32 protein-coding genes are annotated in these 24470 nt (G+C 67.3%); 19 read left to right on the top strand and 13 right to left on the bottom strand.

What is annotated here, in order from left to right; genetic code table 11:
* Window positions 1-64: 64 nt before the first annotated feature.
* From aroA to Hhyl6_RS17125, 3 genes are all read right to left on the bottom strand, one after another.
* Window positions 65-1351 carry a 3-phosphoshikimate 1-carboxyvinyltransferase gene (aroA, locus tag Hhyl6_RS17115; protein WP_483740457.1) on the bottom strand — a complete coding sequence of 429 codons (1287 nt, stop codon included), beginning with the start codon at window positions 1349-1351 and terminating at the stop codon, window positions 65-67.
* 75 nt (window positions 1352-1426) lie between these two features.
* Complete coding sequence (locus tag Hhyl6_RS17120; protein ID WP_483740458.1) at window positions 1427-1567, bottom strand: hypothetical protein; 141 nt, start codon at window positions 1565-1567, stop codon at window positions 1427-1429.
* Window positions 1568-1639: 72 nt separating this feature from the next.
* Entirely contained in the window at window positions 1640-2080 is a 441-nt protein-coding gene (locus Hhyl6_RS17125) for a luciferase domain-containing protein (protein WP_483740459.1), read from the bottom strand.
* 106 nt (window positions 2081-2186) lie between these two features.
* Here Hhyl6_RS17125 and Hhyl6_RS17130 point away from each other — a divergent pair, with 106 nt between their 5' ends.
* Entirely contained in the window at window positions 2187-3362 is a 1176-nt protein-coding gene (locus tag Hhyl6_RS17130) for a M24 family metallopeptidase (RefSeq protein WP_483740460.1), read from the top strand.
* A gap of 14 nt (window positions 3363-3376) precedes the next feature.
* On the opposite strand, the gene Hhyl6_RS17135 is transcribed toward Hhyl6_RS17130, so the two are convergent.
* Window positions 3377-3526, bottom strand: coding sequence for an FmdB family zinc ribbon protein (locus Hhyl6_RS17135; protein WP_483740461.1), 150 nt, complete (start codon window positions 3524-3526; stop codon window positions 3377-3379).
* Window positions 3527-3725: 199 nt separating this feature from the next.
* On the opposite strand from Hhyl6_RS17135, the gene Hhyl6_RS17140 reads away from it, so the two are divergent.
* On the top strand, window positions 3726-3893 hold the full coding sequence (locus Hhyl6_RS17140) for a hypothetical protein (protein WP_483740462.1): 168 nt from the start codon (window positions 3726-3728) through the stop codon (window positions 3891-3893).
* Window positions 3894-3938: 45 nt separating this feature from the next.
* Window positions 3939-4148 carry a ribbon-helix-helix domain-containing protein gene (locus Hhyl6_RS17145; RefSeq protein ID WP_166970745.1) on the top strand — a complete coding sequence of 70 codons (210 nt, stop codon included), beginning with the start codon at window positions 3939-3941 and terminating at the stop codon, window positions 4146-4148.
* Here Hhyl6_RS17145 and Hhyl6_RS17150 read toward each other — a convergent pair whose 3' ends face one another.
* Complete coding sequence (locus Hhyl6_RS17150) at window positions 4149-4559, bottom strand: JAB/MPN domain protein-containing protein (RefSeq protein ID WP_483740463.1); 411 nt, start codon at window positions 4557-4559, stop codon at window positions 4149-4151.
* 58 nt (window positions 4560-4617) lie between these two features.
* Window positions 4618-5298: a hypothetical protein gene (locus tag Hhyl6_RS17155; RefSeq protein WP_483740464.1), complete on the bottom strand. Its 681-nt coding sequence runs from the start codon at window positions 5296-5298 to the stop codon at window positions 4618-4620.
* Between the two features lie 156 nt (window positions 5299-5454).
* On the opposite strand from Hhyl6_RS17155, the gene Hhyl6_RS17160 reads away from it, so the two are divergent.
* Complete coding sequence (locus tag Hhyl6_RS17160) at window positions 5455-6147, top strand: VOC family protein (RefSeq protein WP_483740465.1); 693 nt, start codon at window positions 5455-5457, stop codon at window positions 6145-6147.
* A 15-nt stretch (window positions 6148-6162) separates the two neighbouring features.
* Here the strand turns inward: Hhyl6_RS17160 and Hhyl6_RS17165 are convergent, their stop codons facing one another.
* Window positions 6163-6462 (bottom strand): DUF5779 family protein, encoded by a 300-nt coding sequence (locus tag Hhyl6_RS17165; protein ID WP_483740466.1) that lies wholly within the window; start codon window positions 6460-6462, stop codon window positions 6163-6165.
* A 111-nt stretch (window positions 6463-6573) separates the two neighbouring features.
* On the opposite strand from Hhyl6_RS17165, the gene Hhyl6_RS17170 reads away from it, so the two are divergent.
* The 12 genes from Hhyl6_RS17170 to pfkB all read left to right on the top strand — a co-directional run bounded on the left by Hhyl6_RS17170 (window position 6574) and on the right by pfkB (window position 18158).
* Entirely contained in the window at window positions 6574-7821 is a 1248-nt protein-coding gene (locus Hhyl6_RS17170; RefSeq protein ID WP_483740739.1) for a LeuA family protein, read from the top strand.
* Between the two features lie 336 nt (window positions 7822-8157).
* On the top strand, window positions 8158-9930 hold the full coding sequence (gene ilvB, locus Hhyl6_RS17175; RefSeq protein WP_483740467.1) for a biosynthetic-type acetolactate synthase large subunit: 1773 nt from the start codon (window positions 8158-8160) through the stop codon (window positions 9928-9930).
* Between the two features lie 14 nt (window positions 9931-9944).
* Window positions 9945-10532, top strand: coding sequence for an acetolactate synthase small subunit (ilvN, locus tag Hhyl6_RS17180; protein WP_483740468.1), 588 nt, complete (start codon window positions 9945-9947; stop codon window positions 10530-10532).
* Window positions 10525-11562 carry a ketol-acid reductoisomerase gene (gene ilvC, locus Hhyl6_RS17185; protein ID WP_483740469.1) on the top strand — a complete coding sequence of 346 codons (1038 nt, stop codon included), beginning with the start codon at window positions 10525-10527 and terminating at the stop codon, window positions 11560-11562. Before ilvN ends, ilvC begins: the two co-directional genes overlap by 8 nt.
* Complete coding sequence (locus Hhyl6_RS17190; RefSeq protein ID WP_483740470.1) at window positions 11555-11794, top strand: DUF7989 family protein; 240 nt, start codon at window positions 11555-11557, stop codon at window positions 11792-11794. The genes ilvC and Hhyl6_RS17190 overlap by 8 nt, the downstream gene beginning before the upstream one ends.
* Window positions 11791-13212 carry a 3-isopropylmalate dehydratase large subunit gene (leuC, locus tag Hhyl6_RS17195; protein ID WP_483740471.1) on the top strand — a complete coding sequence of 474 codons (1422 nt, stop codon included), beginning with the start codon at window positions 11791-11793 and terminating at the stop codon, window positions 13210-13212. Before Hhyl6_RS17190 ends, leuC begins: the two co-directional genes overlap by 4 nt.
* The gene (leuD, locus tag Hhyl6_RS17200) at window positions 13209-13907 is read left to right on the top strand and encodes a 3-isopropylmalate dehydratase small subunit (RefSeq protein ID WP_483740472.1); all 699 of its coding nucleotides are present in this window, start codon (window positions 13209-13211) and stop codon (window positions 13905-13907) included. Before leuC ends, leuD begins: the two co-directional genes overlap by 4 nt.
* A 396-nt stretch (window positions 13908-14303) precedes the next feature.
* The gene (locus Hhyl6_RS17205) at window positions 14304-14921 is read left to right on the top strand and encodes a hypothetical protein (protein ID WP_483740473.1); all 618 of its coding nucleotides are present in this window, start codon (window positions 14304-14306) and stop codon (window positions 14919-14921) included.
* A 48-nt stretch (window positions 14922-14969) separates the two neighbouring features.
* The gene (locus Hhyl6_RS17210; protein WP_483740474.1) at window positions 14970-15365 is read left to right on the top strand and encodes a hypothetical protein; all 396 of its coding nucleotides are present in this window, start codon (window positions 14970-14972) and stop codon (window positions 15363-15365) included.
* Between the two features lie 48 nt (window positions 15366-15413).
* On the top strand, window positions 15414-16397 hold the full coding sequence (locus tag Hhyl6_RS17215; protein ID WP_483740475.1) for an isocitrate/isopropylmalate dehydrogenase family protein: 984 nt from the start codon (window positions 15414-15416) through the stop codon (window positions 16395-16397).
* A gap of 88 nt (window positions 16398-16485) precedes the next feature.
* Window positions 16486-17247, top strand: a complete 762-nt coding sequence (gene glpR / locus Hhyl6_RS17220; protein WP_483740476.1) for an HTH-type transcriptional regulator GlpR — start codon at window positions 16486-16488, stop codon at window positions 17245-17247.
* The gene (gene pfkB, locus Hhyl6_RS17225) at window positions 17244-18158 is read left to right on the top strand and encodes a 1-phosphofructokinase (RefSeq protein WP_483740477.1); all 915 of its coding nucleotides are present in this window, start codon (window positions 17244-17246) and stop codon (window positions 18156-18158) included. The genes glpR and pfkB overlap by 4 nt, the downstream gene beginning before the upstream one ends.
* 6 nt (window positions 18159-18164) lie before the next feature.
* Here the strand turns inward: pfkB and Hhyl6_RS17230 are convergent, their stop codons facing one another.
* Window positions 18165-19292, bottom strand: a complete 1128-nt coding sequence (locus Hhyl6_RS17230) for a hypothetical protein (protein WP_483740478.1) — start codon at window positions 19290-19292, stop codon at window positions 18165-18167.
* A 2-nt stretch (window positions 19293-19294) separates the two neighbouring features.
* Window positions 19295-20077 carry a class I fructose-bisphosphate aldolase gene (locus Hhyl6_RS17235; RefSeq protein ID WP_483740479.1) on the bottom strand — a complete coding sequence of 261 codons (783 nt, stop codon included), beginning with the start codon at window positions 20075-20077 and terminating at the stop codon, window positions 19295-19297.
* A gap of 117 nt (window positions 20078-20194) precedes the next feature.
* Here Hhyl6_RS17235 and Hhyl6_RS17240 point away from each other — a divergent pair, with 117 nt between their 5' ends.
* Window positions 20195-20344 (top strand): DUF7557 family protein, encoded by a 150-nt coding sequence (locus tag Hhyl6_RS17240; RefSeq protein ID WP_483740480.1) that lies wholly within the window; start codon window positions 20195-20197, stop codon window positions 20342-20344.
* On the opposite strand, the gene Hhyl6_RS17245 is transcribed toward Hhyl6_RS17240, so the two are convergent.
* Both Hhyl6_RS17245 and Hhyl6_RS17250 read right to left on the bottom strand, forming a co-directional pair.
* Complete coding sequence (locus Hhyl6_RS17245) at window positions 20341-20778, bottom strand: DUF5799 family protein (RefSeq protein WP_483740481.1); 438 nt, start codon at window positions 20776-20778, stop codon at window positions 20341-20343. The two genes, Hhyl6_RS17240 and Hhyl6_RS17245, sit on opposite strands and share 4 nt — an antisense overlap.
* A 71-nt stretch (window positions 20779-20849) precedes the next feature.
* Window positions 20850-21245: an OsmC family protein gene (locus tag Hhyl6_RS17250; protein ID WP_483740482.1), complete on the bottom strand. Its 396-nt coding sequence runs from the start codon at window positions 21243-21245 to the stop codon at window positions 20850-20852.
* Window positions 21246-21344: 99 nt separating this feature from the next.
* Between Hhyl6_RS17250 and Hhyl6_RS17255 the strand changes: the two genes are divergently transcribed.
* Window positions 21345-22244 carry an NAD(P)-dependent oxidoreductase gene (locus Hhyl6_RS17255; RefSeq protein WP_483740483.1) on the top strand — a complete coding sequence of 300 codons (900 nt, stop codon included), beginning with the start codon at window positions 21345-21347 and terminating at the stop codon, window positions 22242-22244.
* Between the two features lie 3 nt (window positions 22245-22247).
* Here the strand turns inward: Hhyl6_RS17255 and Hhyl6_RS17260 are convergent, their stop codons facing one another.
* Both Hhyl6_RS17260 and Hhyl6_RS17265 read right to left on the bottom strand, forming a co-directional pair.
* Window positions 22248-22967, bottom strand: coding sequence for a metal-dependent hydrolase (locus Hhyl6_RS17260; protein WP_483740484.1), 720 nt, complete (start codon window positions 22965-22967; stop codon window positions 22248-22250).
* A 57-nt stretch (window positions 22968-23024) separates the two neighbouring features.
* Window positions 23025-23285, bottom strand: coding sequence for a hypothetical protein (locus Hhyl6_RS17265; RefSeq protein WP_483740485.1), 261 nt, complete (start codon window positions 23283-23285; stop codon window positions 23025-23027).
* Between the two features lie 80 nt (window positions 23286-23365).
* On the opposite strand from Hhyl6_RS17265, the gene Hhyl6_RS17270 reads away from it, so the two are divergent.
* Complete coding sequence (locus Hhyl6_RS17270; protein WP_483740486.1) at window positions 23366-24466, top strand: S1C family serine protease; 1101 nt, start codon at window positions 23366-23368, stop codon at window positions 24464-24466.
* Window positions 24467-24470: the final 4 nt, after the last annotated feature.

A 24470-nucleotide genomic window follows, 5' to 3' on the forward strand; every position in this document is an offset into this window, starting at 1 on the left:
AACGTTTCGGAGGCGGGGGCATTTGAACCTTGTAGATGCGCGCGACGGGGTCCCCGTCCGGTCGCTACCGCTCGACGGCCCCGCCGAGGTCCGACAGCACGTCGAAGAAGTTCGGGAAGGAGACGTCGACGTGTTCGGCCCCCGTGACGGTGGTCTCGCCGTCGGCGACGAGGCCGGCGACGGCCAGCGACATGATGATGCGGTGGTCGGCCCGGCCGTCGACGGTCGCACCACGCAACTCGGTGTCCTCGCCGTAGACTATCAGTTCGTCCTGCTCCTCCTCGACTTCGGCGCCCATCTTCGTCAGTTCCTCGGCCATCGCGCTCACGCGGTCCGTCTCCTTGTACCGGACGTGTTCGGCGTCCGTGATTCGCGTGACGCCGTCGGCGGCCGCGCCGAGCGTCGCGATGGTCGGCAGGAGGTCCGGCGTGTCCTCGACGCCGACTTCGACGCCCGATAGCGCCGACCGTTCGACGGTAATCTCGCCGTCCTCGCGGTCCCAGTCGAGCGTCGCCCCCATCCGTTCGAGGACGTCGACGATGGCGGAGTCGCCCTGTGCGCTCGGGAACGCCGAGGTGACCGTCACCGCGTCGTCGCCCGCCAGCGCCCCCATCGCGAGCAGGTAGCTCATCGAGGAGAAGTCGCCGGGGACGTGATAGGTGCCGTCGGCCGGGTCGTAGGACTGGCCGCCGGCGACCGTGTAGCCGTCGTCGGTCTGCTCGGTGGTGACGCCGAAGTCCTCCAACACTTCGAGCGTGATGTCGACGTACGGCGACGACTTGAGTTCGGTCGTCAGTTCCACGTCGATGCCCGTCTCGGTCACTGCGCCGGCCATCAGGAGGGCGGTGATGTACTGCGACGAGACGTCGCCGGGGATAGCGACGGTGCCGCCGTCGATACCGCCGCCGACGACGAGGGGGGCCTGCCCGTTCGAGCGCGTGCTCTCTGCTCGGCCGTCGAGTTGCCCGATAGCGTCCAGTAGCGGCCCCTGCGGCCGGGAGCGGAGCGAGTCGTCGCCGGTGAGGACGGCGAGTTCGTCCTGTAGCGCGGCCGTCGCCGTCACCAGTCGCATCGTCGTGCCGCTGTTGGCGCAGTCGATGACGTCGTCGGGCGTCTCGGGGCGGCCGTCGAACCCGGAGACGGCGATGGCGCTCTCGTCGCTCCGGTCGACGGTGCCGCCGTAGGCGCTGACTGCGCGCATCGTCGCCTTCGTATCCGCGCTGACCAGTGGGTCGTGAACGGTCGCACCCCCGGCGTATCCGGCGGCGAGGATGGCCCGGTGCGTGTAACTCTTCGACGGCGGGGCCTGCGTGGTCCCGGCGACCGCAGACTCGCGTATCGTGACGTCCATGTCCGGGCGATTGCGGGCGGGCGACAAGAGGCTACCGCTCTGGGGAACCGAGCGAAAACGGATCTGACGGCTCGCTCAGCGCCGAACTGCGCCGACGACGAACGCCACCAGCGGCACGGCGACGACGTGCAACGCGACGAGGACGCCGGGCGTGGTCCTGCGGGTGAGTTCGCCGGCGCTCTGTGCCATCGGGTACCGCGACGTGACTGTTGCCATGCGGACTCTAGGCGCTGTCTCGGAGCTTAAATTCGCTACTGCGGCCGCGGTTACTATGGGACTGTCACGCGCTCAGCGCCGCTCGAACGCCGCGCGGACGTCGTCGCTGAGGGCCAGTTCCGCCAACTCGTCCTCGACGTCGACGTCGGCGAACTCCTCGGCCCCCGCTGGCGTCCCCTTCAGGACGTCGACGTGGTAGAGATACGAGAGGCGGAGGAGCCACCGCGCGTGGCCGTAGTCGTCGGGGGACTCGACGTAGTAGGTCGTCCACCCCGACTCGGTCAGGAGGTGGTGGGGACCCGTCTCTCCCGCGTTTACGAGGACGTCACGGAGTCGCCGGAGGTAGGCGATGTCGACCATCCCCCACGTGTGGACGTGGCCGATTTCGCGGGGACCCACCCGGAACTCGGTGCCGCCGAAGCGGTGTTCACCGACGGTCACGTGGGGCCACTCGCTCACGTCGTCGACGAGGCGCTCGACGGTCTGTTCGATGGTGTCTCTGTCTGCCTGCATGGTTGCGCTACGCGCTCTACGGGCATAACCTCGCATCTCGCGGCGGTAGCGACCGTCGGATTCGGACGGCGGTAGCCCTTTGCCGTCGCCGCTCGGACGACAGGGTATGGACCCCGACCTCTCGGCACTCGACGAGTATCTCGACGACACGGACACCGACGCTTACCTGCTGGACGCCGACTCGGAGGACTCGGACCAGTACTACCTCTCCGGGTTCGACGCGCCGGACCCGTTCGTCACGCTGTACGACGGCGAGACGCACCTCCTGTTCCCGCGCAGTCTGGAGTTCGGACGGGCCAAGCGGGAGGCCCGCGCCGACTCGGTCCAGCGGTACGTCGACTTCGACCACGCCGAACTGGTCGACGAGCACGGGCCCGAGGAAGCCGTCTCGCACGTGCTCGCGGCGTTCCTCTCCTCGTACGACGTGGAGAGCGTCGCAGTTCCGCCGCGGTTCCCGCTCGAGACGGCCGACGGTCTGCGGGCCCGCGGCGTCGAGGTGACCGCGGACACCGACGGCGTCCTCACGGAGATTCGCGCGACCAAGACCCCGGAAGAACTCGACCACGTCCGGGCCGCACAGCGAGCGAACGAGGCGTCGATGGCGGCCGCCGAGGAACTGCTGGCAGCGGCTTCCGTCGCGGACGACGGGACGCTCCAGTACGACGGGGAGGCGCTGACCAGCGAGCGAGTCAAAGAGGAGATAGAGGTGACGCTGCTGCGTCACGGCTGTTCGCTGGACGAGACTATCGTTGCCTGCGGTGCCGACGCCGCCGACCCCCACGACCGGGGGAGCGGACCGCTGACGGCCGACGAGCCGATAATCGTCGACATCTTCCCGCAGGACAAGGCGACGAAGTATCACGCCGACATGACTCGGACGTTCTGCAAGGGCACGCCGAGCGAGACGGTCCGGGAGTGGTACGACCTGACCGAGCGAGCCATGGACGCGGCCTTCAACGCGCTGGAACCCGGTGCCACCGGCGAGGACGTCCACGACGCCGTCTGTGACGTCTACGAGGACGCGGGCCACGCGACTCTGCGGAGCGACGACCGAACGGAGACGGGGTTCATCCACAGTACCGGTCACGGCGTGGGTCTCGACGTCCACGAACTCCCGCGTCTCTCACCGAACGGCGGGGAACTCGAACCGGGTCACGTCGTCACTATCGAACCCGGTCTCTACGACCCGGACGTGGGTGGCATCCGCATCGAGGACATCGCCGTCGTCACCGAGGACGGCTACGAGAACTTCACGGAGTACGAAAAACGGCTGGTGGTGTAGGTGGGCAGGCCGCCCTACAGTTTCTCCATCTGCCCACCGCAGTTCGGACACGCGGCTTCCGGCAGTTCCGTCTGTTCGCCGCAGACGACACACTCGTAGCCCATCTCGACCGCTTCGTCCGTGTCGTTGCTGCCGATGCCTCTGAGGCGTGAGAGGAGGCCCATCGTGTTCCTCCGTGCCGAAGTTTGGCGTACGTTAACAAAGGTCTTGCCACCGACAGTCCCCCGCCGAGATAGTCATGAACATTTATGATGGATGGGGGAAAAGGAGGTGGTAGCCTATGCTTGTACCCAAAGCACGCGCCGCACGCGCCGACTCGGAATCGACCATCGACTACCCCAGACGACCCACACGACCCCCAGGATGACCACACGAATCACGACTCCCACCGACGACGACGTGTATCCGACAGAGACACCGACGTTCGACAGCGCACGGCGCTCTCGGTCCGCCGGCGCACAGATGATGTTCTCACCGACCAGTTCGGCGACCGCCGGACAGTTCGACACCGAGGCGGACGACCACCGCTGACGCCGGGACACAACCGTTTTCCTTCCGGATAGCCTCCCCTCGAACATGGCCGAATACACGACCGTCTCGATACCGAAGGACCTCGCCGAGCGCGTCGAGGGGACAATCGAAGGGACCAGTTTCTCCAGCACGTCGGACCTCGTCAGGTTCCTGCTCCGGAGCATCGTCGTTCAGCACCAGCGAGAGGGCGAACTGACGGAGGCGGAGTTTCAGGACATCGCGGACCAACTCCGCGACCTCGGCTACCTGGAGTAGTCAGGCGAGCGACTCTTCGGGCGGTTCGACGTCCAGAACCGTGACCTCCTGCCTCCGGCCGGACCGGTCGAACGCGGCGAACGATGCCTCGTCCCACGGCGGGACGGCGACGAACACCACCGCGTGGAGGTCGTCCGTCTTGCTGACGCCCATGTAGCCGTCCGAGTGGGAGACGAACCGGCCCTGCGTCTGGCCGGCCGGCGTCCCCAGGTCCATCCCGAAGACGGCGTTGACCGAACTGCCGGCCGACGGGAGGTAAAAGTCCGTGAACACCGGCGTCTCGGGGTCCAAGTCGGCGTCGGGGAGGTCCGCCGCCGGTGTCACCGCCAGCGATATCGTCACGTCGTCCGGCTCTGCCTCCCGAGCCAACCGCAACAGCGTCTCGACGAGGCCGCGTGTGACGTAGACCACACGTCCTGTTGGCGCGGTGAACGTATAATCCCGTCGCCCAAGCGTCTCTCTTCCCGTCTCAACCGAGGACGAGTGACTTGAGGTTCTTCGCGTACAGCCCCGGCGTCCGACTGCGGGACCCGCGGAGGGCGTAGGTCAGCGCCTCGCTCGCGTCCTCCATGATGCCGTGCCCGTGGCCGACGAGGAGGCGGTCCGGGTCCAGTCGGTTGAGTTTGGACGGCGGCGTGAGGCGGAGCATTGGATGGACGCCCAACCGCTCGTCGCCGGCGAGAAAGTAGTCGGCCGTCCCGACCGCTTCGGGCACGACGAGCGTGTCGTCGTCGTCGCCGTAGAGGGCCGCTTCCTGCCAGACCGGGTTCTTGACGAGTTTGTGGACGCCGTAGTCCGTCCCGGGAATCTGACGCCGGACCCGCTCGACCGGCGCGTCCAGTTCCGACTCGACGCCGGACATCCACTCCGGGACGTAGACGGGGGCGTCGTGTCGGTTCGCGACGGCGGCGCTGTCGCGCTTGTGCCGGTCCAGCAGGACTGCGACGCCGGCCACCTCGCCGAACTCGGCGAACAGGTCGTCGATACCGTCGGCGTCCACCGGGTCGACGACGACGACGCCGGCGTCCGTATCGAGGACGTGGCTCGCCCGCTGCATCGTCTCGTGGGGATACGCGAGCCAACTCGCCCCCCGGTCCCAGCGGTTCGTCTCCTCCCAAGTCGTCGCCGCTCCGGAACCTTTCATCGGCATAGCACTCCGTAGGGCCTCGGCGTGGATAAATGCTCGAAACGCGGCCACCGACGACAACGAGGAACGGACCGAAGTGCAGACGGAGTGGGGTGACCGGTCGGAAACTGAACGACGACAGTGCCGAGAGTTTTCACCGTCGCCCGCAAACGCTAGAGCATGCTCTCGCACCCGGAGTGGCTCACGCTCGAAGTGAAGTACACGGACCGGATGACGGCGTTCTACGACGCCTTCCTCGAGATGGACGTGGTCAGAGAGGACGACCGGGAGGCGGTGCTGGCCGCGGGCGACACCGAACTCCGCCTTCGGTCGCCGGGGCCGGTCCCCCGCGGCGGCCTCCACACCCACTACGCGCTAACGATTCCCGAGCGCGCGTACGACGACTGGTGGGACCGACTCGACGACCGTTTCGACCTCGTGGAGGAGACGTTCGGCGGACAGCGGTCGCTGTATTTCTACGACCCCGAGGGCAACTGCGTCGAACTCGGCGAGCGCCCCCACGACGGGCACGGCGTGACGGGGTTGTTCGAACTCGTCCTCGAAGTCGAGGCCCTCGACGCGGCCGTCGAGTTCTACCGGACGCTCGGGTTCGAGATGGTCGACGACGGGCGCGAAGACGGCCGCGTACGCTTGACGACCGGCGAACTCGACCTCGAACTCTGGTCGCCGCGTCTCGGCATCGCCGACGCCCGCGGCGGCGTCCACGTCGACTTCGGGGTCGCCGCAGAGGACCCGAAGTCGGTCGCCCGCGAGGTGGCCGACGACGCGCTGGCGGTGACGTCCGTCGACGAGGGCGCCCGCGTCCGTGACCCGGACGGTCACTACCTGACGCTGGTGGGCGAGGGGAACTAGCGGCGAGAACGCGGCTCAGAGGCGGTCGGTGTCGATGCTGACGCCGGGCGGCGTGACGACGAGGAAGCCGCGGAAGTGCATCAGTTCGCCACCTGACTCCTTGACCGGCCGGGCGAACCCCGAGGCGAGGTCGTTCAGGTCGCCGTCGACGTTCAACACGAGGACGGCGCCGTCCTCGATGGTCTCCAACCACTCCTCGTCCTCGGTGGTCCCGTCCAGTACGCCGAGGACGACGCGGTTGCTCCCGGCCGCGTCGGCGTCGGCCTCCATCTGGTCCTCGACGGCCTGCAGGTCCAGTCCCTCGAAATCACTCATACCCGCGTACAGACGCGGCGACGGCAAAAATCCTCGGCCCGCGTCAGACGCCTGTCGGCCGACTGAAAGTGACCGACCGCCCAGAACCGGCCCGATGGACAACTATAAGTACTGCAAGTGTCCAGATACAGGTGCTTATGTCCAACAACGAGGGCACGTCGGAATCTCCGGCGGATCGAGTTCTTCCAGGGCACACTGGATTCCACGTCTGAGATAACAGACGCACGGATTTTCGACACCACACTGCGCGACGGAGAGCAATCGCCGCGCACGTCGTTCAACTACGAGGACAAACGCGAGATAGCCGCTGTACTCGACGAGATGGGCACCCACGTCATCGAGGCCGGGTTCCCCGTCAACTCCGACGCGGAGTTCGAGGCAGTGCGCGACATCGCCGAGTCCACGAACGTGACGACCTGCGGACTGGCGCGTGTGGTCGAGAAAGACATCGAGGCGGCCTTGGATTCGGGTGTGGACATGGTCCACACCTTCGTCTCGACGTCGGACGTACAGTTACAGGATTCCATGCACGCGACCCGGCAGGAGGCGCTGGACTCGGCCGTCGAGTCCGTCGAGCGCATCGTCGAGGCCGGCGCCGAGTGCATGTTCTCGCCGATGGACGCCACCCGGACCGACGAGGGGTTCCTCGTCGACGTCATCGAGGCGACGTCCGAGGCGGGTGCGGACTGGATAAACATCCCTGACACGTGCGGCGTCGCGACGCCGCGGCGGTTCTACGACCTCATCGAGAAGGTCGACGGGCACACGGACGCCCGCATCGACGTCCACGCACACGACGACTTCGGACTGGCCTCTGCGAACGCCATCTCCGGGTTCGAGGCCGGCGCGAGTCAGGCGCAGGTGTCGGTCAACGGCATCGGCGAACGCGCCGGGAACGCGGCCTACGAAGAGGTCGTCATGACGCTGGAGTCGCTGTACGACGTCGACACCGGCGTCGACACCACCCGTATCACGGAGCTGTCGCGGCTGGTCGAGGAGAAGTCCGACATCCCGGTCCCGGCCAACAAGCCCATCGTGGGACGGAACGCCTTCTCCCACGAGAGCGGCATCCACGCGGCCGGCGTCATCGAGAACTCCGACACGTTCGAACCCGGCGTCATGACCCCCGAGATGGTCGGTGCCGAGCGAGAACTGGTGTTGGGGAAACACACCGGCGCGCACTCGGTACGCGAGCGACTGGTCGACGCGGGCTACGCGCCGACCGACGCCGAGGTGCGAGAGGTGACCCGCCGCGTCAAGGACTACGGCGCGGAGAAACAGCAGGTCACGATGAGCGAACTGGAGCGGTTCGCCAAGGAAGTCGGCGTCGACGAGGAGACCGAGGAGGTCCGCGCGTAGGCCGATGACCGCACCTCCGGCCGCGACGAACCGCCACCAGCGGTGCGCAGTCTCACGTCTCGGTCGCCGAGGCGTGCGCCAGCACCTCTCACAGAACGTTTATTATGCGTGGCCGACAGACTCTCGACGTGATGACAGCGCGCGCTGGACACCGGACTCGCAGACCGTCCAGCGGCGCGCTCCTTCTTCGCGACGAGCGTATTGTAGGGGCTGTCTAGCCCCTCACTACCCACTTTCGTCGCCGGCCGAATCGACTACCCACCACCCATCGGAGACTCCAGCTATGCACACACCACACACACCACCGCGGTATCGACCGTCACACGGGGGGACAGCATGAGCGAACGTGCGTCCGTCCCCGCCGAAGACGAACCCACAGAGGACCAGACAGACGACGCGACGGCGGAACAGGCCCCGGTCACCACCGGCGCTCAGTCAGTGGTCCGCGCGCTAGAGAACGCGGGCGCGGAGTACATCTTCGGGGTGCAGGGCGGGGCCATCATGCCCGTCTACGACGCCCTGTACGACTCGGACATCACCCACGTCACGATGGCTCACGAGCAGGGGGCCTCCCACGCCGCCGACGCGTATGGCATCGTCACCGGCGACCCCGGGGTCTGTTTCGCCACGTCCGGGCCGGGCGCGACGAACCTCGTCACCGGCATCGCCGACGCGTCAATGGACTCCGACCCGATGATTGCGCTGACGGGGCAGGTCCCGACGGACTTCGTCGGCAACGACGCGTTCCAAGAGACGGACACCGTCGGCATCACCCAGCCGATAACCAAGGAGAGCTACTTCGCGAACCACTCCGACACCGTCGGGAACGACGTGAGCGAGGCGTTCGCGCTGGCCGACGCCGGCCGACAGGGACCGACGCTCGTCGACCTCCCGAAGGACGTCACGCAGGGCGAGACGGACGTCGAACCGATGGCGCCGTCCACGCCCGACACCTACGACGTGCCCGAGGAGGCCGACGACGAGGCCGTTCAGGAGGCCGCCGACGTGTTGGCCGACGCCGACCGGCCGGTCATCCTCTCCGGTGGCGGCGTCATCAAGGCCGACGCCTCGTCGGCGTTGCGGGAGTTCGCCATGGAGTACGAGATTCCGGTCATCACGACGATGCCCGGCATCGGTAGCTTCCCCGAGGACCACGAACTCTCGCTCGAATGGGCCGGGATGCACGGCACCGGCTACGCCAACATGGCCATCACGAACACCGACTGCATGCTGGCCATCGGGACGCGGTTCGACGACCGCCTGACCGGCGGGGTCGACTCCTTCGCCCCAGACGCCGACATCGTCCACGTCGACATCGACCCGGCGGAGATAAGCAAGAACGTCTACGCCGACTACCCGCTGGTCGGGGACGCTCGCGCGGTCCTGCGCCAACTGTTCGACGCGATGCCGCGCGCGCCGGACGTCGACGAGTGGCGCCAGCAGTGTCAGGACTGGAAAGACGAGTACCCGATGGAGTACGAGACGCCCGACGACGAACCGCTGAAGCCGCAGTACGTCGTCGAGACGTTCTCGGAGGTGACGCCGGACGACACCATCGTCTGTACCGGCGTCGGCCAACACCAGATGTGGGCCTCCCAGTTCTGGGAGTACACCGAGCCCCGGACGTGGGTGTCTTCCCACGGCCTCGGGACGATGGGCTACGGCGTGCCCGCGGCCATCGGCGCGAAACTGGCCGCACCGGACCAAGAGGTCGTCTGCTTCGACGGCGACGGGTCGTTCCTGATGACGGTGCAGGGCCTCTCGGTCGCGGTCCGGGAGAACCTCGACATCACCTACGTCATCCTCAACAACGAGGCCGTCGGGATGGTCCGCCAGTGGCAGGACGGGTTCTACGAGGGCCGTCGGATGGCCTCCGAGTACCCGTGGATTCCGCAGTTCGACAAGCTCGCAGAGGCCTTCGGAGCCCGCGGGTTCCGCCTCGAAGAGTACGACGACGTCGAGGACACCATCCAGGCCGCCCGCGACTACGACGGGCCGTCCGTCATCGACGCTCACATCGACCCCGGGGAGAACGTCTTCCCGATGGTCCCGAGCGGCGGCGACAACGGTCTGTTCGCACTGGAAGAAGACCATCTGGAGATGCTCTAACCATGACCGGAGGAATGCCAGGCCCGGCACCGGACGAACGGATGCGCCCCGAGGGCCGACGCAACTCGCAAGGGATTCGCGTCGACCCCGAGGCCGAAGTGACCCACGAACCGCGGCAGGCGGTGCTGTCGGCGCTGGTCAAACACCGCCCGGGCGTGCTCTCGGAAGTGTCCGGGCTGTTCAGCCGCCGCCAGTTCAACATCGAAAGCCTCACCGTCGGGCCGACGAGTGAGGACGATACGGCCCGAATGACCATCCTCATCGAGGAGCCGGAACCGGGCATCGAACAGGCCAAGAAGCAACTGGAGAAACTGGTCCCGGTCATCTCGGTGATGGAACTGGAACCGAAGGCGGTCCGGCGCGAACTCGCGCTCATCAAGGTCGGCGGGGAGAAACCCGACGACGTCAACGCCGTCGCGGAGATGTACGGCGGCCAGGCCGTCGACGCCTCCACCGACTCGGTGACCGTCGAGGTGACGGGTAGCAAACAGAAGATAGACGCCGCCGTCGACGCCTTCCGGCAGTTCGACGTGCAGGAGATAGTGCGGACCGGGGCCGCCGCACTGGAACGAGGCCCCACGACACTCGATAAAGATGACTGACGAACTCACGACCGAAGTCTACTACGACGACGACGCAGACGTATCGACACTCGACGACGAGACAGTTGCCGTACTCGGTTACGGCTCACAGGGCCACGCCCACGCGCTGAACCTCCACGACTCCGGCGTCGACGTCGTCGTCGGCCTCCGCGAGGACTCCTCGTCTCGCTCGGCCGCCGAGGACGCCGGCCTGCGCGTCGAGACGCCCGACGTGGCGGCCCGCGAGGCCGACCGCGTCGTCCTCCTCGTCCCCGACACCGTCCAGCCGGCCGTCTACGAGGCCATCGAGGACGAACTCGACGCCGGCGACACGCTCCAGTTCGCCCACGGCTTCAACATCCACTACGGCCAGATAGAGCCCCCGGAGGACGTGGACGTGACGATGGTCGCGCCGAAGTCCCCCGGCCACCTCGTCCGCCGGACCTACGAGCGCGGCGAAGGGACCCCCGGACTCATCGCCGTCTATCAGGACGCGACGGGGAACGCCAAGGAGGAGTCGCTGGCCTACGCGAAGGGCATCGGCTGTACCCGCGCCGGCGTCATCGAGACGACGTTCCAGGAGGAGGTCGAGACCGACCTGTTCGGCGAACAGGCCGTCCTCTGTGGCGGCGTCACCGAGATGGTCAAGGCCGGGTTCGAGACGCTGGTCGACGCCGGCTACGCGCCGGAGATGGCCTACTTCGAGTGCCTGAACGAACTCAAACTCATCGTCGACCTGATGTACGAAGGCGGCCACATGGGGATGTGGAACTCCGTCTCCGACACCGCCGAGTACGGCGGTCTGACCCGCGGTGAGGAGGTCATCGACCGCGAGGGCATGGAGAAGATTCTCGAAGAGGTCCAGAACGGCGAGTTCGCTCGCGAGTGGATTTCGGAGAATCAGGCCCACCGGCCGGCCTACAAGCAGTACCGCGACGCAGAACAGAACCACCAGATAGAGGAGGTCGGCGCCGGCCTGCGCGAACTGTTCGCGTGGGGCGAAGACGCCGACCAGCAGACAGAGGAACAGGAAGCACCAGCAGATGACTGACGACAGCACCAACGACACGATGGGCGACGTGGACCACACGCATCCACACACGAACGACACCTTCGGCGCGGCGTTCAAGCGGGGTCCGACCGTGGCCGCCGACGGCGGCGAAGCAGACGCCGAAGACGAGGCGACCGAGGAGACGATGGAAGACGTAGACCACGAAGCGCCCGGTGAGGGCGTCTCCCGCGCCTACGAGCGCGGCACCGAAGGACGGGACGAGACAGTATGAGCGAGGGAACCCTGTACGACAAGGTATGGGACCGGCACAAAGTCACCACACTGCCGAACGGGCAGGACCAGTTGTTCGTCGGTCTCCACCTCATCCACGAGGTCACCAGTCCGCAGGCGTTCGGCATGCTCCAAGAGCGGGGTCTCGAAGTCGCGCGGCCCGACCTGACGCACGCCACGGTCGACCACATCGTCCCGACGGCGAACCAGGACCGCCCGTACGCCGACGACGCCGCCGAACGGATGATGTCGGAACTCGAGGAGAACGTCCGCGACGCGGGCATCCAGTTCTCGGACCCGACGACGGGCGACCAAGGTATCGTCCACGTCATCGGCCCGGAGCAGGGCATCACCCAACCCGGCAAGACCATCGTCTGCGGTGACAGCCACACCTCGACCCACGGCGCCTTCGGCGCGCTGGCGTTCGGTATCGGGACCAGCCAGATTCGCGACGTGCTGGCGACCCAGACCATCGCGATGGAGAAACAGCAGGTCCGGAAAATCGAGGTCAACGGCGAACTCGGCGAGGGCGTCGAGGCCAAGGACATCATCCTCGAAATCATCCGCCGTCTGGGAACAGAGGGCGGCGTCGGCTACGTCTACGAGTACGCCGGCGAGGCCATCGAGAACCTCGACATGGAGGGGCGGATGTCCATCTGTAACATGTCCATCGAGGGCGGCGCTCGCGCGGGCTACGTCAACCCCGACGAGACCACCTTCGAGTGGCTGAAGGACACGGACTACTTCCGAGAGAACCCCGAGAAGTTCGAGGAACTGAAGCCGTACTGGGAGTCCATCCAGAGCGACGACGACGCCGAGTACGACGACGTCGTGGAAATCGACGCGAGCGAACTCGACCCCGTCGTCACGTGGGGGACCACCCCCGGGCAGGGCATCGGCATCGACGACCCGATTCCGGCCCCCGAGGACCTCCCGGAGGACAAGCAGGACACCGCTCGGCGCGCGCAAGACCACATGCGCGTCGAACCGGGAGAGACGATGGAGGGATACGACATCGACGTCGCCTTCCTCGGGTCCTGTACCAACGCCCGCCTGCCCGACCTGCGCCGTGCGGCCCGCATCGTGAAGGGCCGACAGGTCGACGACGACGTGCGCGCGTTCGTCGTCCCCGGCAGTCAGCGCGTCCAGCGCGCCGCCGAGGAGGAGGGCCTGAAGGACGTCTTCGAGGAAGCCGGCTTCGAGTGGCGCAACGCCGGCTGTTCGATGTGTCTGGGCATGAACGAGGACCAGCTAGAGGGCGACGAGGCCTGTGCCTCCTCGTCGAACCGGAACTTCGTCGGCCGACAGGGCTCGAAGGACGGCCGCACCGTCCTGATGAACCCCCGGATGGTGGCCGCCGCGGCCATCACCGGCGAGGTGTCTGACGTGCGCGACCTGAAGGAGGTGGCTCTGCAATGAGCGACCCCACCGAGGAGATTCCCGAGGTCGACTACGTCGAGGGGACCGGCATCCCCATCCGCGGGAACGACATCGACACGGACCAGATTATCCCGGCCCGGTTCATGAAGGTCGTCACCTTCGACGGGTTGGGCGAGTTCGCCTTCTTCGACCTGCGGTTCGACGACGAGGACAACCAGAAGGACCACCCGATGAACGAGGAGCGGTTCCAGGACGCCAACGTCATGGTGGTCAACAACAACTTCGGCTGTGGCTCCTCCCGCGAACACGCCCCGCAGGCGCTGATGCGCTGGGGCATCGACGCCATCATCGGCGAGGGCTTCGCGGAAATCTTCGCGGGTAACTGTCTCGCGCTGGGCATCCCGACGGTCACCGCCGACCACGAGAGCATCAACGCCCTCCAGCAGTGGGTCGACGACAACCCCGACGGGAAAATCGAAGTCGACGTGGCGGCCGAGACGGTCCGCTACGGCGTTCCGGAATCGTCCGATTCCGGAGCAGAGCAGGACTCGGAGAGTTCTGCGCTCGGCAACGAAATCAACGTCTCCGTCGACGACGCCCAGCGACAGGCGCTCGTCGAGGGCATCTGGGACACGACGGCGCTGATGAAGGCGAACCGAAACGCCATCGAGGAGACGGCCGAACAGTTGCCCTATCTCGACCAGACCCGCTCCGACGTCGAAGCAGACGATTAACTACGGAGCGTTTCATTCTCTCCGGCGTAAGCGTCTGGTTCGCAGACGCAGACGATTAACTACGGAGCGTTTCACTCGCTCCGGCGTAAGCGTCTGGTTCGCGGACGACTGACCGCGGAACCTCGTTTCGCGCGGTCGTTCCGACGAGAGCGACCACCCCCTACGGAGGAGCACCTTACTAGCTCGTCTTCCGACAGTAACGACACGTTAGGTCGGTTCGATGTCGCTCTTTGGTACAGTACGACAGCGCGTACCGTGGGACCATCGAGCAGCGAGGGACCGCCGGCGGGCGCGAGCGCCGACACCCTCGTGAGGTCCGGAGACGGAGTTTAGCAGATACCTAACTAAATGTGGCCCGGGCACAGCACGTCCATGGCCACGTTCGACGCATCGCAGATGCAATCGCTGACAGGGCTCCGGGCCACGGTCCGGACACTCCTCATGGTGGGGTTCACGCTCGTCGAGACGGTCACGTTGGGGCTCTGGTTGGCGCTCGCGGAGGGCGCGCCGCTCATCTCACGGGCCTCGGGTATCGCGCTGGCAGTGCTGACGGTCGGTCTGGTCGTAGAGCACGTCCTGACCGACGTGACGGTCAACGGTCTCTCGCTTCGGCTTCCGTTCGCTCGCCTCGCCGGGGTCGCCGCCTCCGAGGCGCTCCTCTGGGCAGTCTGGCTGGGAATCGCCCACCGAATCGGCGGCGTAAACGGCGTGCTCATCGCCGGCGTCTTGCTCACGGTGTTGCTCGTCCCACAACACAGCGTGGAGCACAACGTCCTCCGAGGGCGGGCACCGCTCTCGGAGACGTTCAACCTCAGCACGGTCGGCTTCAGCCTCGTGGAGGGTATCGGCGCGACGGTCTGGTTGTTGCTGGTCTTCGAGGGGCCTCAGTTCAGTGGCGTCCTCGAAGCCGTCGGCTTCGGTGCCGTCGACCCGTCGGTCGTCGGCCTCGCCGTCCTCGCCGTCTTCTTGTTCGTCGAACACGACATCGGGGTCTCGCTGGCCCGTCAGGACTGAGCGGGCCCGACCACGAGGCTTATCGCCGGTGTCCGTGAGGTATCCGTCGTGTTCCTCGACGCCCTCCTCCCCGCCGTCCCGCTACTCGTTCTGCTGACGACCGTCGGTTCGCTCGTCTGCTGGGTCGCTCTCGACGCGGCCTCGCGCGAGGTCAGTCCGTGGCGGTGGGGGCTGCTCGCACTCGTCACGTACCCCGTGTTCCTACTGACGCTGTACGCGCTTCGCCGCCGACACGACCGAAGCCGCGACCCGGGACGCCGCTACGTCGCCGCGCGAACCGTCGCCGTCGGGAGCGTCGTCACGTTGCTGGTAGTCGGGGTCGTCGGCCTCCCGGACCCACTCACGCAGGTCTACACGTGGCTCGCCGCGTTCCCGGTGGCGATAGCCGTCGTGCTCGCAGTCGACCGATTCTGGTCGGGGCCCGGCGACCGCGTGACGCTCTGACGCCCGCGAACCGAACCACTTTCACCGGGCGCCCGCCTCTCGGCGCACATGACACACGAGATTGCGGTCATCCCCGGCGACGGTATCGGGCAGGAGGTCACGCCCGCCGCCGTCGAGGTGCTGGAGACGCTGGAGACGGTGGACTTCGAGTTCGTGGAGGGCGACGCGGGCGACGCCGTGAAGGCAGAGACCGGCGAGGCGCTCCCCCAAGAGACGCGCGACGTCGCCGCCGACGCGGACGCGACGCTGTTCGGCGCGGCCGGCGAGACGGCCGCCGACGTCATCCTCCCCCTGCGCGACGTCGTCGGGTCGTTCGCCAACGTCCGCCCCGCCCGCTCGTACCCCGGCCTCGACGCCGTCCAACCGGACACGGACATCGTGTTCATCCGCGAGAACACCGAAGGCGTCTACTCTGGCATCGAGAGCGAGATTACCGAGGGCGTCCGGACGCTCACCCGCGTCGTCACCGAGGAAGCCTCCCGCGACATCGCCGAGTTCGGCTTCGACTACGCGAAGCGGAACGGCTACGAGGACGTGACCATCGCGCACAAGGCCAACGTCATGCGCGAGACGGACGGCCTGTTCCTCGAAACCGCGGAGGCAGTCGCGGAGGAACGCGGTGCTGACTACGACACGGCGCTGATGGACGCGCTCGCCATGCACCTCGTGATGACGCCGGAGGAGTACGACGTCATCGTCTGCCCGAACCTCGCGGGGGACGTCCTCTCGGACCTCTCGGCCGGCCTCGTCGGGGGCCTCGGACTGCTCCCGTCGGCGAACGTCGGCGCGGAGAACGCGCTGTTCGAACCCGTCCACGGGTCCGCACCGGACATCGCCGGCGAGGGCGTTGCCAACCCCTCGGCGATGGTCCTCTCGGCGGCGATGCTGCTGGACCACCTCGGCTACGACGAGGAGGGCGACCGGGTGCGCGACGCCGTCGAGAGCGTCCTCGAATCCGGCCCGCGGACGCCCGACCTCGGCGGCGACGCCGCGACGGACGAGGTCACGGCGGCCATCGTCGACGAACTGTAGTCCTCGACCCGCCCCTCTTTTCGCGCACAAACGCGCACCAGTCGATAGAAAGTGGTAAAACCGAAGCGAAACAATCACGGAAAACAGTATGCTCCCGGCCGAACGCAAGCGGACTATCGTCCAGCTAGTGACAGAACGAGACGGCTGTTCGGTCGCGGTGCTCGCCGACGAACTCGAGTTCTCGAAGGCGACCATCCGGCGCGACCTCCGCGACCTTGAGGCAGAGGGGCGCATCGAGCGCTCGCACGGCGGGGCCGTACCGGCGTCGTCCGTGGGGACCGAGCGGTCCTACGACCAGCGCGAGGTGGAGCGTCTCGACGCCAAACAGGCCATCGCGGCCCGCGCCAGCGACGAGATACGCGAGGGGCAGGTCGTCTTCTTCGACGCGGGGACGACCACGATGGAGGTCGCGCGGGCGGCCCCCGACGGCGGCTACGTCGCGGCGACCAACATGCCCGAACTGGCCATGGAACTGTCCGACCGGGAGATAGACGTCAAGTCCACCGGCGGGGCGTTGCGGGCCCGGACACGGGCGCTCGTCGGCCCGACGGCGGAGTCGTTCCTCGAACGGACGAACTTCGACCTCCTCTTTCTCGGGACGAACGCGCTTGACGCCGAGGCGGGCCTCTCGACCCCCAACGAGGACGAGGCCGCGGTCAAGCGGCAGATGGTCGAGCGCGCCGGTCGGGTGGTCCTCGTCGCCGACGCCTCGAAGTTCGGCGAGCGGAGTTTCGTCTCGTTCGCGGACCTAGGCGACGTGGACATGGTCGTCACCGACGCGGACCCGTTGCCGGCCCTCGCCGCCGCGTTCGACGAGGCCGACGTCGTCGTCGAAGGAGTCAGCACATGATTGTCACAGTCACCTTCAACCCAGCAGTCGACCAGACGATTCAGTTCGACGAACCGATGGCGTCCGACCGTGTCATGCGGGCCACGGCGGCCCGCTTCGACGCGGCCGGGAAGGGCATCAACGTCGCCCAGTACCTCACGGCGCTCGACACACCCTGTGTCGCGACCGGCATCCTCGGCGGGTTCACCGGCCAGTTCATCCGCGACGAACTGCACGCCGACGGTGTCGAGACGGCCTTCGTCGACGTCGAGGGGACGACGCGCCTGAACACCACCGCACTGGCCACGGACGCCGAGTACAAACTCAACCACGACGGACCGACGGTCGACGGCGACGCCGTCGACGCCACCGTCGAACAGGTTCGCGCGAACGACCCCGACCGGGTCGTCGTCAGCGGCAGTCTCACGCCGGGCGTGTCCCTCGACGACGTCGACGCCGTCGCCGCCGCGGGCGACTGGGAGACGGTGGTGGACATGGAGGGCGACGCCCTCCGGCGACTCGACGAGCAGTACGCGCTCTGCAAACCGAACCGGGAAGAACTCGGCGAGGCGACGGGCGCCGACGTCTCCACGGTCGAGGGGTGCGCTCGCGCGGCCGCCGCGTTCCGCGACCGCGGGTTCGACCGCGTGCTGGCGTCGATGGGCGGCGACGGCGCGGTACTGGCAACCGGGTCTACGCTGTTGCACGCGGAGGCACTCGACATCGACGTCGTCGGCACCGTGGGTGCGGGCGACGCGCTCCTCTCCGGGTTCCTCGCTGGATTGGAGCGCGGCGCGGACGACGCGACGGCGCTCAAGAACGGCGTCGCCGTCTCCTCGCGTCTCGTCGAACAGGCCGGGACGGCGGTGCCGTCGCTCGACGACGTGACCGAGCGACGAGACCGGGTCCGCGTCCGAGAACTGGACGCCTGACCCGACTCAGAACTTCTCGCCGTAGTCGTCGACGAACGCCCGGACCTCGCGCAGCGACGGCTGGTCCGCGGTCCTGACGAAGTGGCCGGCCACGGTGTTGCCGACGACGACGGCCGCCGCCGGCGAGAAGTCGTTCACCAGACCGAGGCCGAGGCCGGCGTTGAAGTGGTCGCCGGAACTCGTCGTCAGTTCGGGGTCGTCGACCGCCGGGACGGACACGCTGTGGGTCCCGTCCGGCGAGACGACGACCGAGCGGTCCACGCCGTGGCCGACGAACAAGGTCGGTTCGAGCGCGTCGTGGACGGCCTCGGCCGCCGCCTCGAACGTTCGGTCCGCCTCGCCGGCGAAGGCGTCGGCGAGTACACCTGTCTCCGCGCGGTTCGAGGAGACGACCACGTCGGTCACTTCGTCGAGGCGGCCGATGGCCTTCCGCCCCGCCCGGAGGCGTTCCGCGTCGAGTTTCCGCACGTCGCCGGGGTCGACCAACACGTTCCCCGGGGGCGATTCGACGTCGCCCCAGACGTCACAGAGGCCGTCGAGGATGTCGGGCAGGTTCGGGGCCTCGGACCAGTACCCCATCCCCAACAGGTCCGCACCGTCGAGACGCGAGAGGAGTCTGTCGTGCCCGAAGCGCTCGTCGATGCCCTCCCAGTCGAGGTGCATCGTGTCGCCGATTTCGCTCAGCATCAGTTTGCCGTCGTCGAACTCGACGGCGTCCGTGACGCCGGGCGCTCCCATCGAGTTGAGGTCGTACTCGCCGAACTCCGCCCCGAACGCCTCGTGGACCGGGTCGCCGTACATCCCCACGAGGACGGGGTCGAACGCCCACGTGCCGAACGCGCGTGCGAGGTGGCAGGTGTGGCCGCCGGTCCGACTGCCCTGCTGTAGCCACTCGAAGGTGAGGGAACTGTCGGCGGCGACGGACCGTTCCACCCGCTCTCCGAATCGGGCTATCGTCGCGAGTCGCTCGTACGTCTCCGGGTCCGTCCGGTCCGCGACGACTTCGCGGACGCGGTCGAGGTACCCGTCGAAGCCGAAGACGACGCGGCCGCGGTCGACCGCCTCGGGAAGCGCCTCGTCGTCGGGGAACTGCTCGCGCGCCTCCGCGACGGCCCGTCGAGTTGCCTCGTCCATCCCTACAGGACGTCGTCGGCGCTGGCGCCCTCGAAGACGACCTCGTCGAGTTTGTCGAGGATGTCGTAGGGGTCCTCGCGCTGCCAGACGTTACGCCCGACTGCGAGGCCGGAGACGCCGACGTCCATGCAGTCAGCGACGAGTTCGAGGAAGTCGCGGTCCGAGGTCTTCGACCCGCCAGAGAGGAGGACGCGATTGTCGGCGGCGGCGTCGACGGCGTGAGCCATCGCCTCCTTGCTCCGGGGATACTTGACCTTCGTGAAGTCGGCGCCGAGTTCCAGGCCGATGCGGGCCGCGTACGCGATGATGTCGCGACTCCGGTGCTCCTTGACGGCCTGTCCGCGCGGGTACGACCACATGGCGATGGGGAGGCCTTCGTCGCGGGCGGCCTCCTGCACCGGCCGGAAGTCCTCGAACATGTCCGTCTCGCGGTTCACGCCGGGGTAGATGGTGTAACCGATTGCGTCGGCACCGAGTTCGGCGGCGTACTCCACCGACCAGTTCTGCGGGGAGTACGGGTCGCCCATCCAGAGGTCCGACCCGCCGTTGAGTTTGGCGAGGAGGTTCACGTCGTCCTCGTAACTGGGGTAGTACGTCTCGGCGAGGCCCTTGCCGACGGCGAGCGCCGTCACGGCGTCGTGGGTCGCCATCTCGAACACTTCACGGGGGTCGAGGCGCTCCTCGACACCGCTGAACTGCTTGGGACCGTGTTCGAGGCCGTGGTCGTGGGCCAGTACCAGCGTCTTGTCGTTGCGAACGAGCGGTGAGTCTCCCAGTGGTCGCATACGGGGAATCTACCCAGAACGCACATTAACAGTTTTCGGTTGTGATTTTTTACTACTGTCCGAGTTCGTTTCTGCACGGCCCCGAAGGTTAAGTGGCGGCCAAGGGAACCGGCTGGTATGCCATCCGTCGAACTCGACGCGGAGACCATCGAGCGACTCGACGACCTGCGCGTCGAAGACGAGTCCTACGACGAAGTAGTGACCGAACTCATCAACATCTACGAGGCCGAGGAACTGACGCTGTTCCACGGCGGGGACGAGTACTAGGCCTGCGCCTGCTTACAGACGGCCTGCCAGCGGCCGTTCGACTCCAGCTTCTCCTGTAGTTTGTCGGCGTACTGCTGGGCCAGTTCGGCGGCCTCGTCGGTCCGTTGGTCGGACCCGCCGCCGCCGAGTCCGAGTGCGTCTTTCACGCCGGAGAAGAGGCCACCTCCGCCGCCACCGCCGCCCGCTTGCTGGCCCATCCCCGTCTGCTGGTCGATGCGGTCGAGTTCCGGCATGATGCTCGGGAGTTTCGACGTGTCAGCGACGATGCGGGCCGTCTCGGGGTCGTCGGCTCCCTCTATCTCGAACTCGACGGCCGTCATGACCAGTCCCCACTGCTGGCTGGAGAACGAGGAGGCCTCGACTTGGTCGTTGAACAACCGGTCCACTTCCATCCGCTCGCCCGCGATGCGGTCCGTCCAGTCGTTGTCGCTCATGTCCGTCCGTTCGGGGCCCTCACCCATGAGCGTTTCCCGGTCGCCGAAGAAATACGGGTCGGTCGACGGCCTCAGACGCCGGACTCGATGGAGATGTCGGCGTGGAGTCCCTCGCGCAGCGCCGAGTGGACGTGACAGATGTCCTCGCCGAGTTCGACGATGGCCTGTTCGTCGTCGCCGAGGTCCTCTTCGACCTCCATGTGGAACGAAATCGAGACGAGGTCGTCGTCGTCGTCGAGTTCCGCCTCGACGTCTACCTCGATGTTACCCACGTCATCGTAGCCGTGTTGGTCTGCGGCGACGCGGAACGCCGGGATGTAACAGGACGCGTAGTCGGCCGCGAGAACCTCGTTGGCCGACGGGCCGTCGTTGCTCAGGGCGTCGACGACGAGTTCCCACTCGCCGTTGATGACGCTCTCGACCGTGTACCCTTCCTCGCACGTGCTGGTGACTTCGATGTCTGCCATAGCACTCGGGGTCTCTCACCCCGGTAACCTAAACGTTGTCTGATAGAGTGTCCCTGGGAGTGAGAACCGACAGCGGATTGAAGACGCCGCCGGACGAAGGTGCTCCGTATGACGACTGTCGGCTTCATCGGTCTCGGCGCGATGGGAACGCCGATGGCGTGGAACCTCGACGACGCGGGGTTCGACGTCGTCGTCTACAACCGGACGACCGACCGCGAGCAACCGTTCGACGAAGCGGGCGTCTCGGTCGCGGACTCGCCGAAACACCTGACCAGACGGGCCGACGTGGTCTGTCTCATGGTGAGCGACGGCGACGCCGTCGCCGAGGTACTCGAACGCGACCTCGGGGTCCTCGAGGGGGTGGACGCGGAGACGACGGTGGTTCAGATGAGCACCGTCGCCTACGAGGAGACGCTCGCCGCCGCCGAACTGGTCGCGGCGGCCGGCGGCCGGTTCGTCGACGCGCCGGTCTCCGGCACGGTCGGGCCGGCACGCGAGGGGACGCTTGTCGGCCTCGTGGGCGGCGACGAGGCCGTAGTCGAGTCGGTGCGCCCGGTGCTGGCGGCGATGTGTGACCCGGTCGTCCACTGTGGCGAGGTCGGGCAGGGGACGAACATGAAACTGTTCGTCAACCTCCTGCTCGGCAACGCGATGAACGCGTACGCAGAGGCGCTCGTCTTCGGCCGGGCGAACGGCCTCGACGTCGCGGACATGCGGACCGTCGTCGGGAGCGGCGGCCTGAACTGTCCGCTGTTCGACGGCAAGGGCGCGGCCATCGCCGCCGCCGACTTCGAGTCGCGCTTCCCCGTCGACTACCAGTACAAGGACCTCTCGCTGGCGCTGGACCGCGCGGGCGACGTCGGCGTCCCGCTCTCACAGACGGCGGCGGCCCGCGAGGCGTTCAGCGCGGCGCGTGCCCGCGGCTACGGGGACGAGGACATCGCGGCGGTCGTGAAACCGCTCGAAGAGATGGCCGACGTGCGGGTACGAGAGGACTAGAGGTTACAGTTCGAAGGTCTCGTCGCCCTCTAAGACGACCACTTCGGCGTCGCTCCCTGTCGCCTTCACCTCCTTCACGAAGTCGTCCGTGTCGATTTCGATGGGCGGGAACGTGTCGTAGTGCATGGGGAACGCGTAGTTGACGTCCAGCCAGTCGGCGGCGATGGCGGCCTGCCACGGTCCCATGGTGAAGTGGTCGCCGACGGGGAGCGCCGCGGCGTCCGGTTCGAGGTACGGGCCGATGATTTCGCGCATCTCCGTCATCAGCCCCGTGTCCCCGGCGTGGTAGAACGTCGTGGACTCCGCGTCGCTGACCTGCGTGGGCTTCGTATCCGAGATGACGAAGCCGGCGGGCATTCCGCCGCTCGTTCCGTAGGAGGTGTCGATGCCGTTGGTGTGGTCGGCCCGGTGCATCGTCACGAACGCGTCGCCGATTTCGACGGTCCCGCCGAGGTTCATCCCCATGCCGCCGACGGCGTCGAACTCGCCGAAGTTGTCCTCGCAGTACTCGACGAGTTCCGGCGTGGCGACGAGGCCGGTCCCCTCGTAGCGGTCCACGTCACCGATGTGGTCGGCGTGCCCGTGTGTCAGCAGGACGTAGTCCGGGTCCAGTTCCTCCGGGTCGGTGTCCGTGTGCGGGTTGTCGAAGAACGGGTCGATGAGGAGGTCCGTGTCGTCGACGCTGACGTGCCACGTGGAGTGGCCGTGCCATGTGAGTTCCATGAGTCGGTCTGGAATACTCTCGGCTCGTACTTAAGACTACACCGCAACTCGTTGCGGTCAGTCGAAGGCGCCGAGGGTCGTGGGCTTGCCCTGCGCGTAGCGAATCCAGCGGCGCATGTGTCGGTTCAGCGCCCAGAACAGGACGACGACCATCCCGACCAGCGCCGACAGCAACACGACGCCGAGGACCATCGGCTCCTCGGTGGGGAGTCCGAGGAGGGCGACGACGATACCGACCAGCGCCATCTCGACGGCGCACCTGATGCCCGGGAGCACGAACCCCGGTGAGGGAGACGAGTCGCGTGATGCGTCAGCCATACCGCAAGTTCGGCGGCCCCGATATAGTAGCTTGTGCCCCCGACCGTGGCTTTATTCGGTCGCTCTCCTAACAGGTACGCATGCCACACGACAGCCTGTCGCGCCGGGGGTTTCTCGGCGCTGTCGGCGTCGCCGTCGCCGGGGCCGCAGGGTGCCAGTCGCCGGGGCAAGTCGAGAGCCAGTCCGAAGCGGACGTCGCGACCGGCGCGAAGCGCCAGCAGTCCGCACCGACGCAGTCCGAGGGGAGCGTCTACACCGACGTCTATCGCGACGTCGCGGACGCCGTCGTCTCCATCCGCGTCTACTCGCAACTCGGCCGCGGGTCCCAGGGGAGCGGCTTTCTCGTCGACGACCGACACATCGTCACGAACGAACACGTCGTCTCCGGCGGCGACGCGTTCTACGTCCGCTTTGCCGACACCGGGTGGCGGGAAGTCTCCGTGGTGGGGACCGACGTGTACAGCGACCTCGCCGTGTTGCGCGTCCGTAACCGTCCGGACGGTGTCTCCCCGCTCTCGTTCCTCGACAGCGACCCCCCTGTCGGCACCAGAGTCGTCGCCATCGGCAACCCGTTCGGTCTGTCGGGGTCTGTCTCCGAAGGTATCGTCAGCGGCGTCGACCGTACCCTCCGGGGCGCGAACAACTTCTCGATCGCCGACGCCATCCAGACCGACGCCGCGGTCAACCCCGGCAACAGCGGGGGACCGCTCGTCGACCTCGACGGCGACGTGGTCGGCGTCATCAACGCCGGCGGCGGGGACAACGTCGCGTTCGCCATCTCGGCGCAACTCGCACAGCGCGTCGTCCCGGCACTCGTCGAAGACGGGCGCTACCGCCACTCCTACATGGGCGTGACCCTCCAGAGCGTGACTCCGTTGCTCGCCGAGGCGAACGACCTGCGGCGGGCCTCCGGCGTCTACATCGACACCGTCGTCGACGGCGCGCCCTCCGACGGCGTCCTGCGGGGTAGCGACGGGGTTCGGACCGTCCAAAGCGCCGAAGTCCCCGTCGGGGGCGACGTGATACGCCGCCTCGACGACACGCGGACACCGACCCGACAGGCGCTGGCGACGTTCCTCGCCCTGGAGACCAGCCCCGGCGACACGGTTGACGTGCGACTCGTTCGCGACGGCGAGACGCGGACGGTCGAACTCGAACTGGGCCGACGGCCACGGCCCTGAGTTC

The sequence above is a fragment of the Haloarcula sp. H-hyl6 genome, assembly GCF_056934455.1.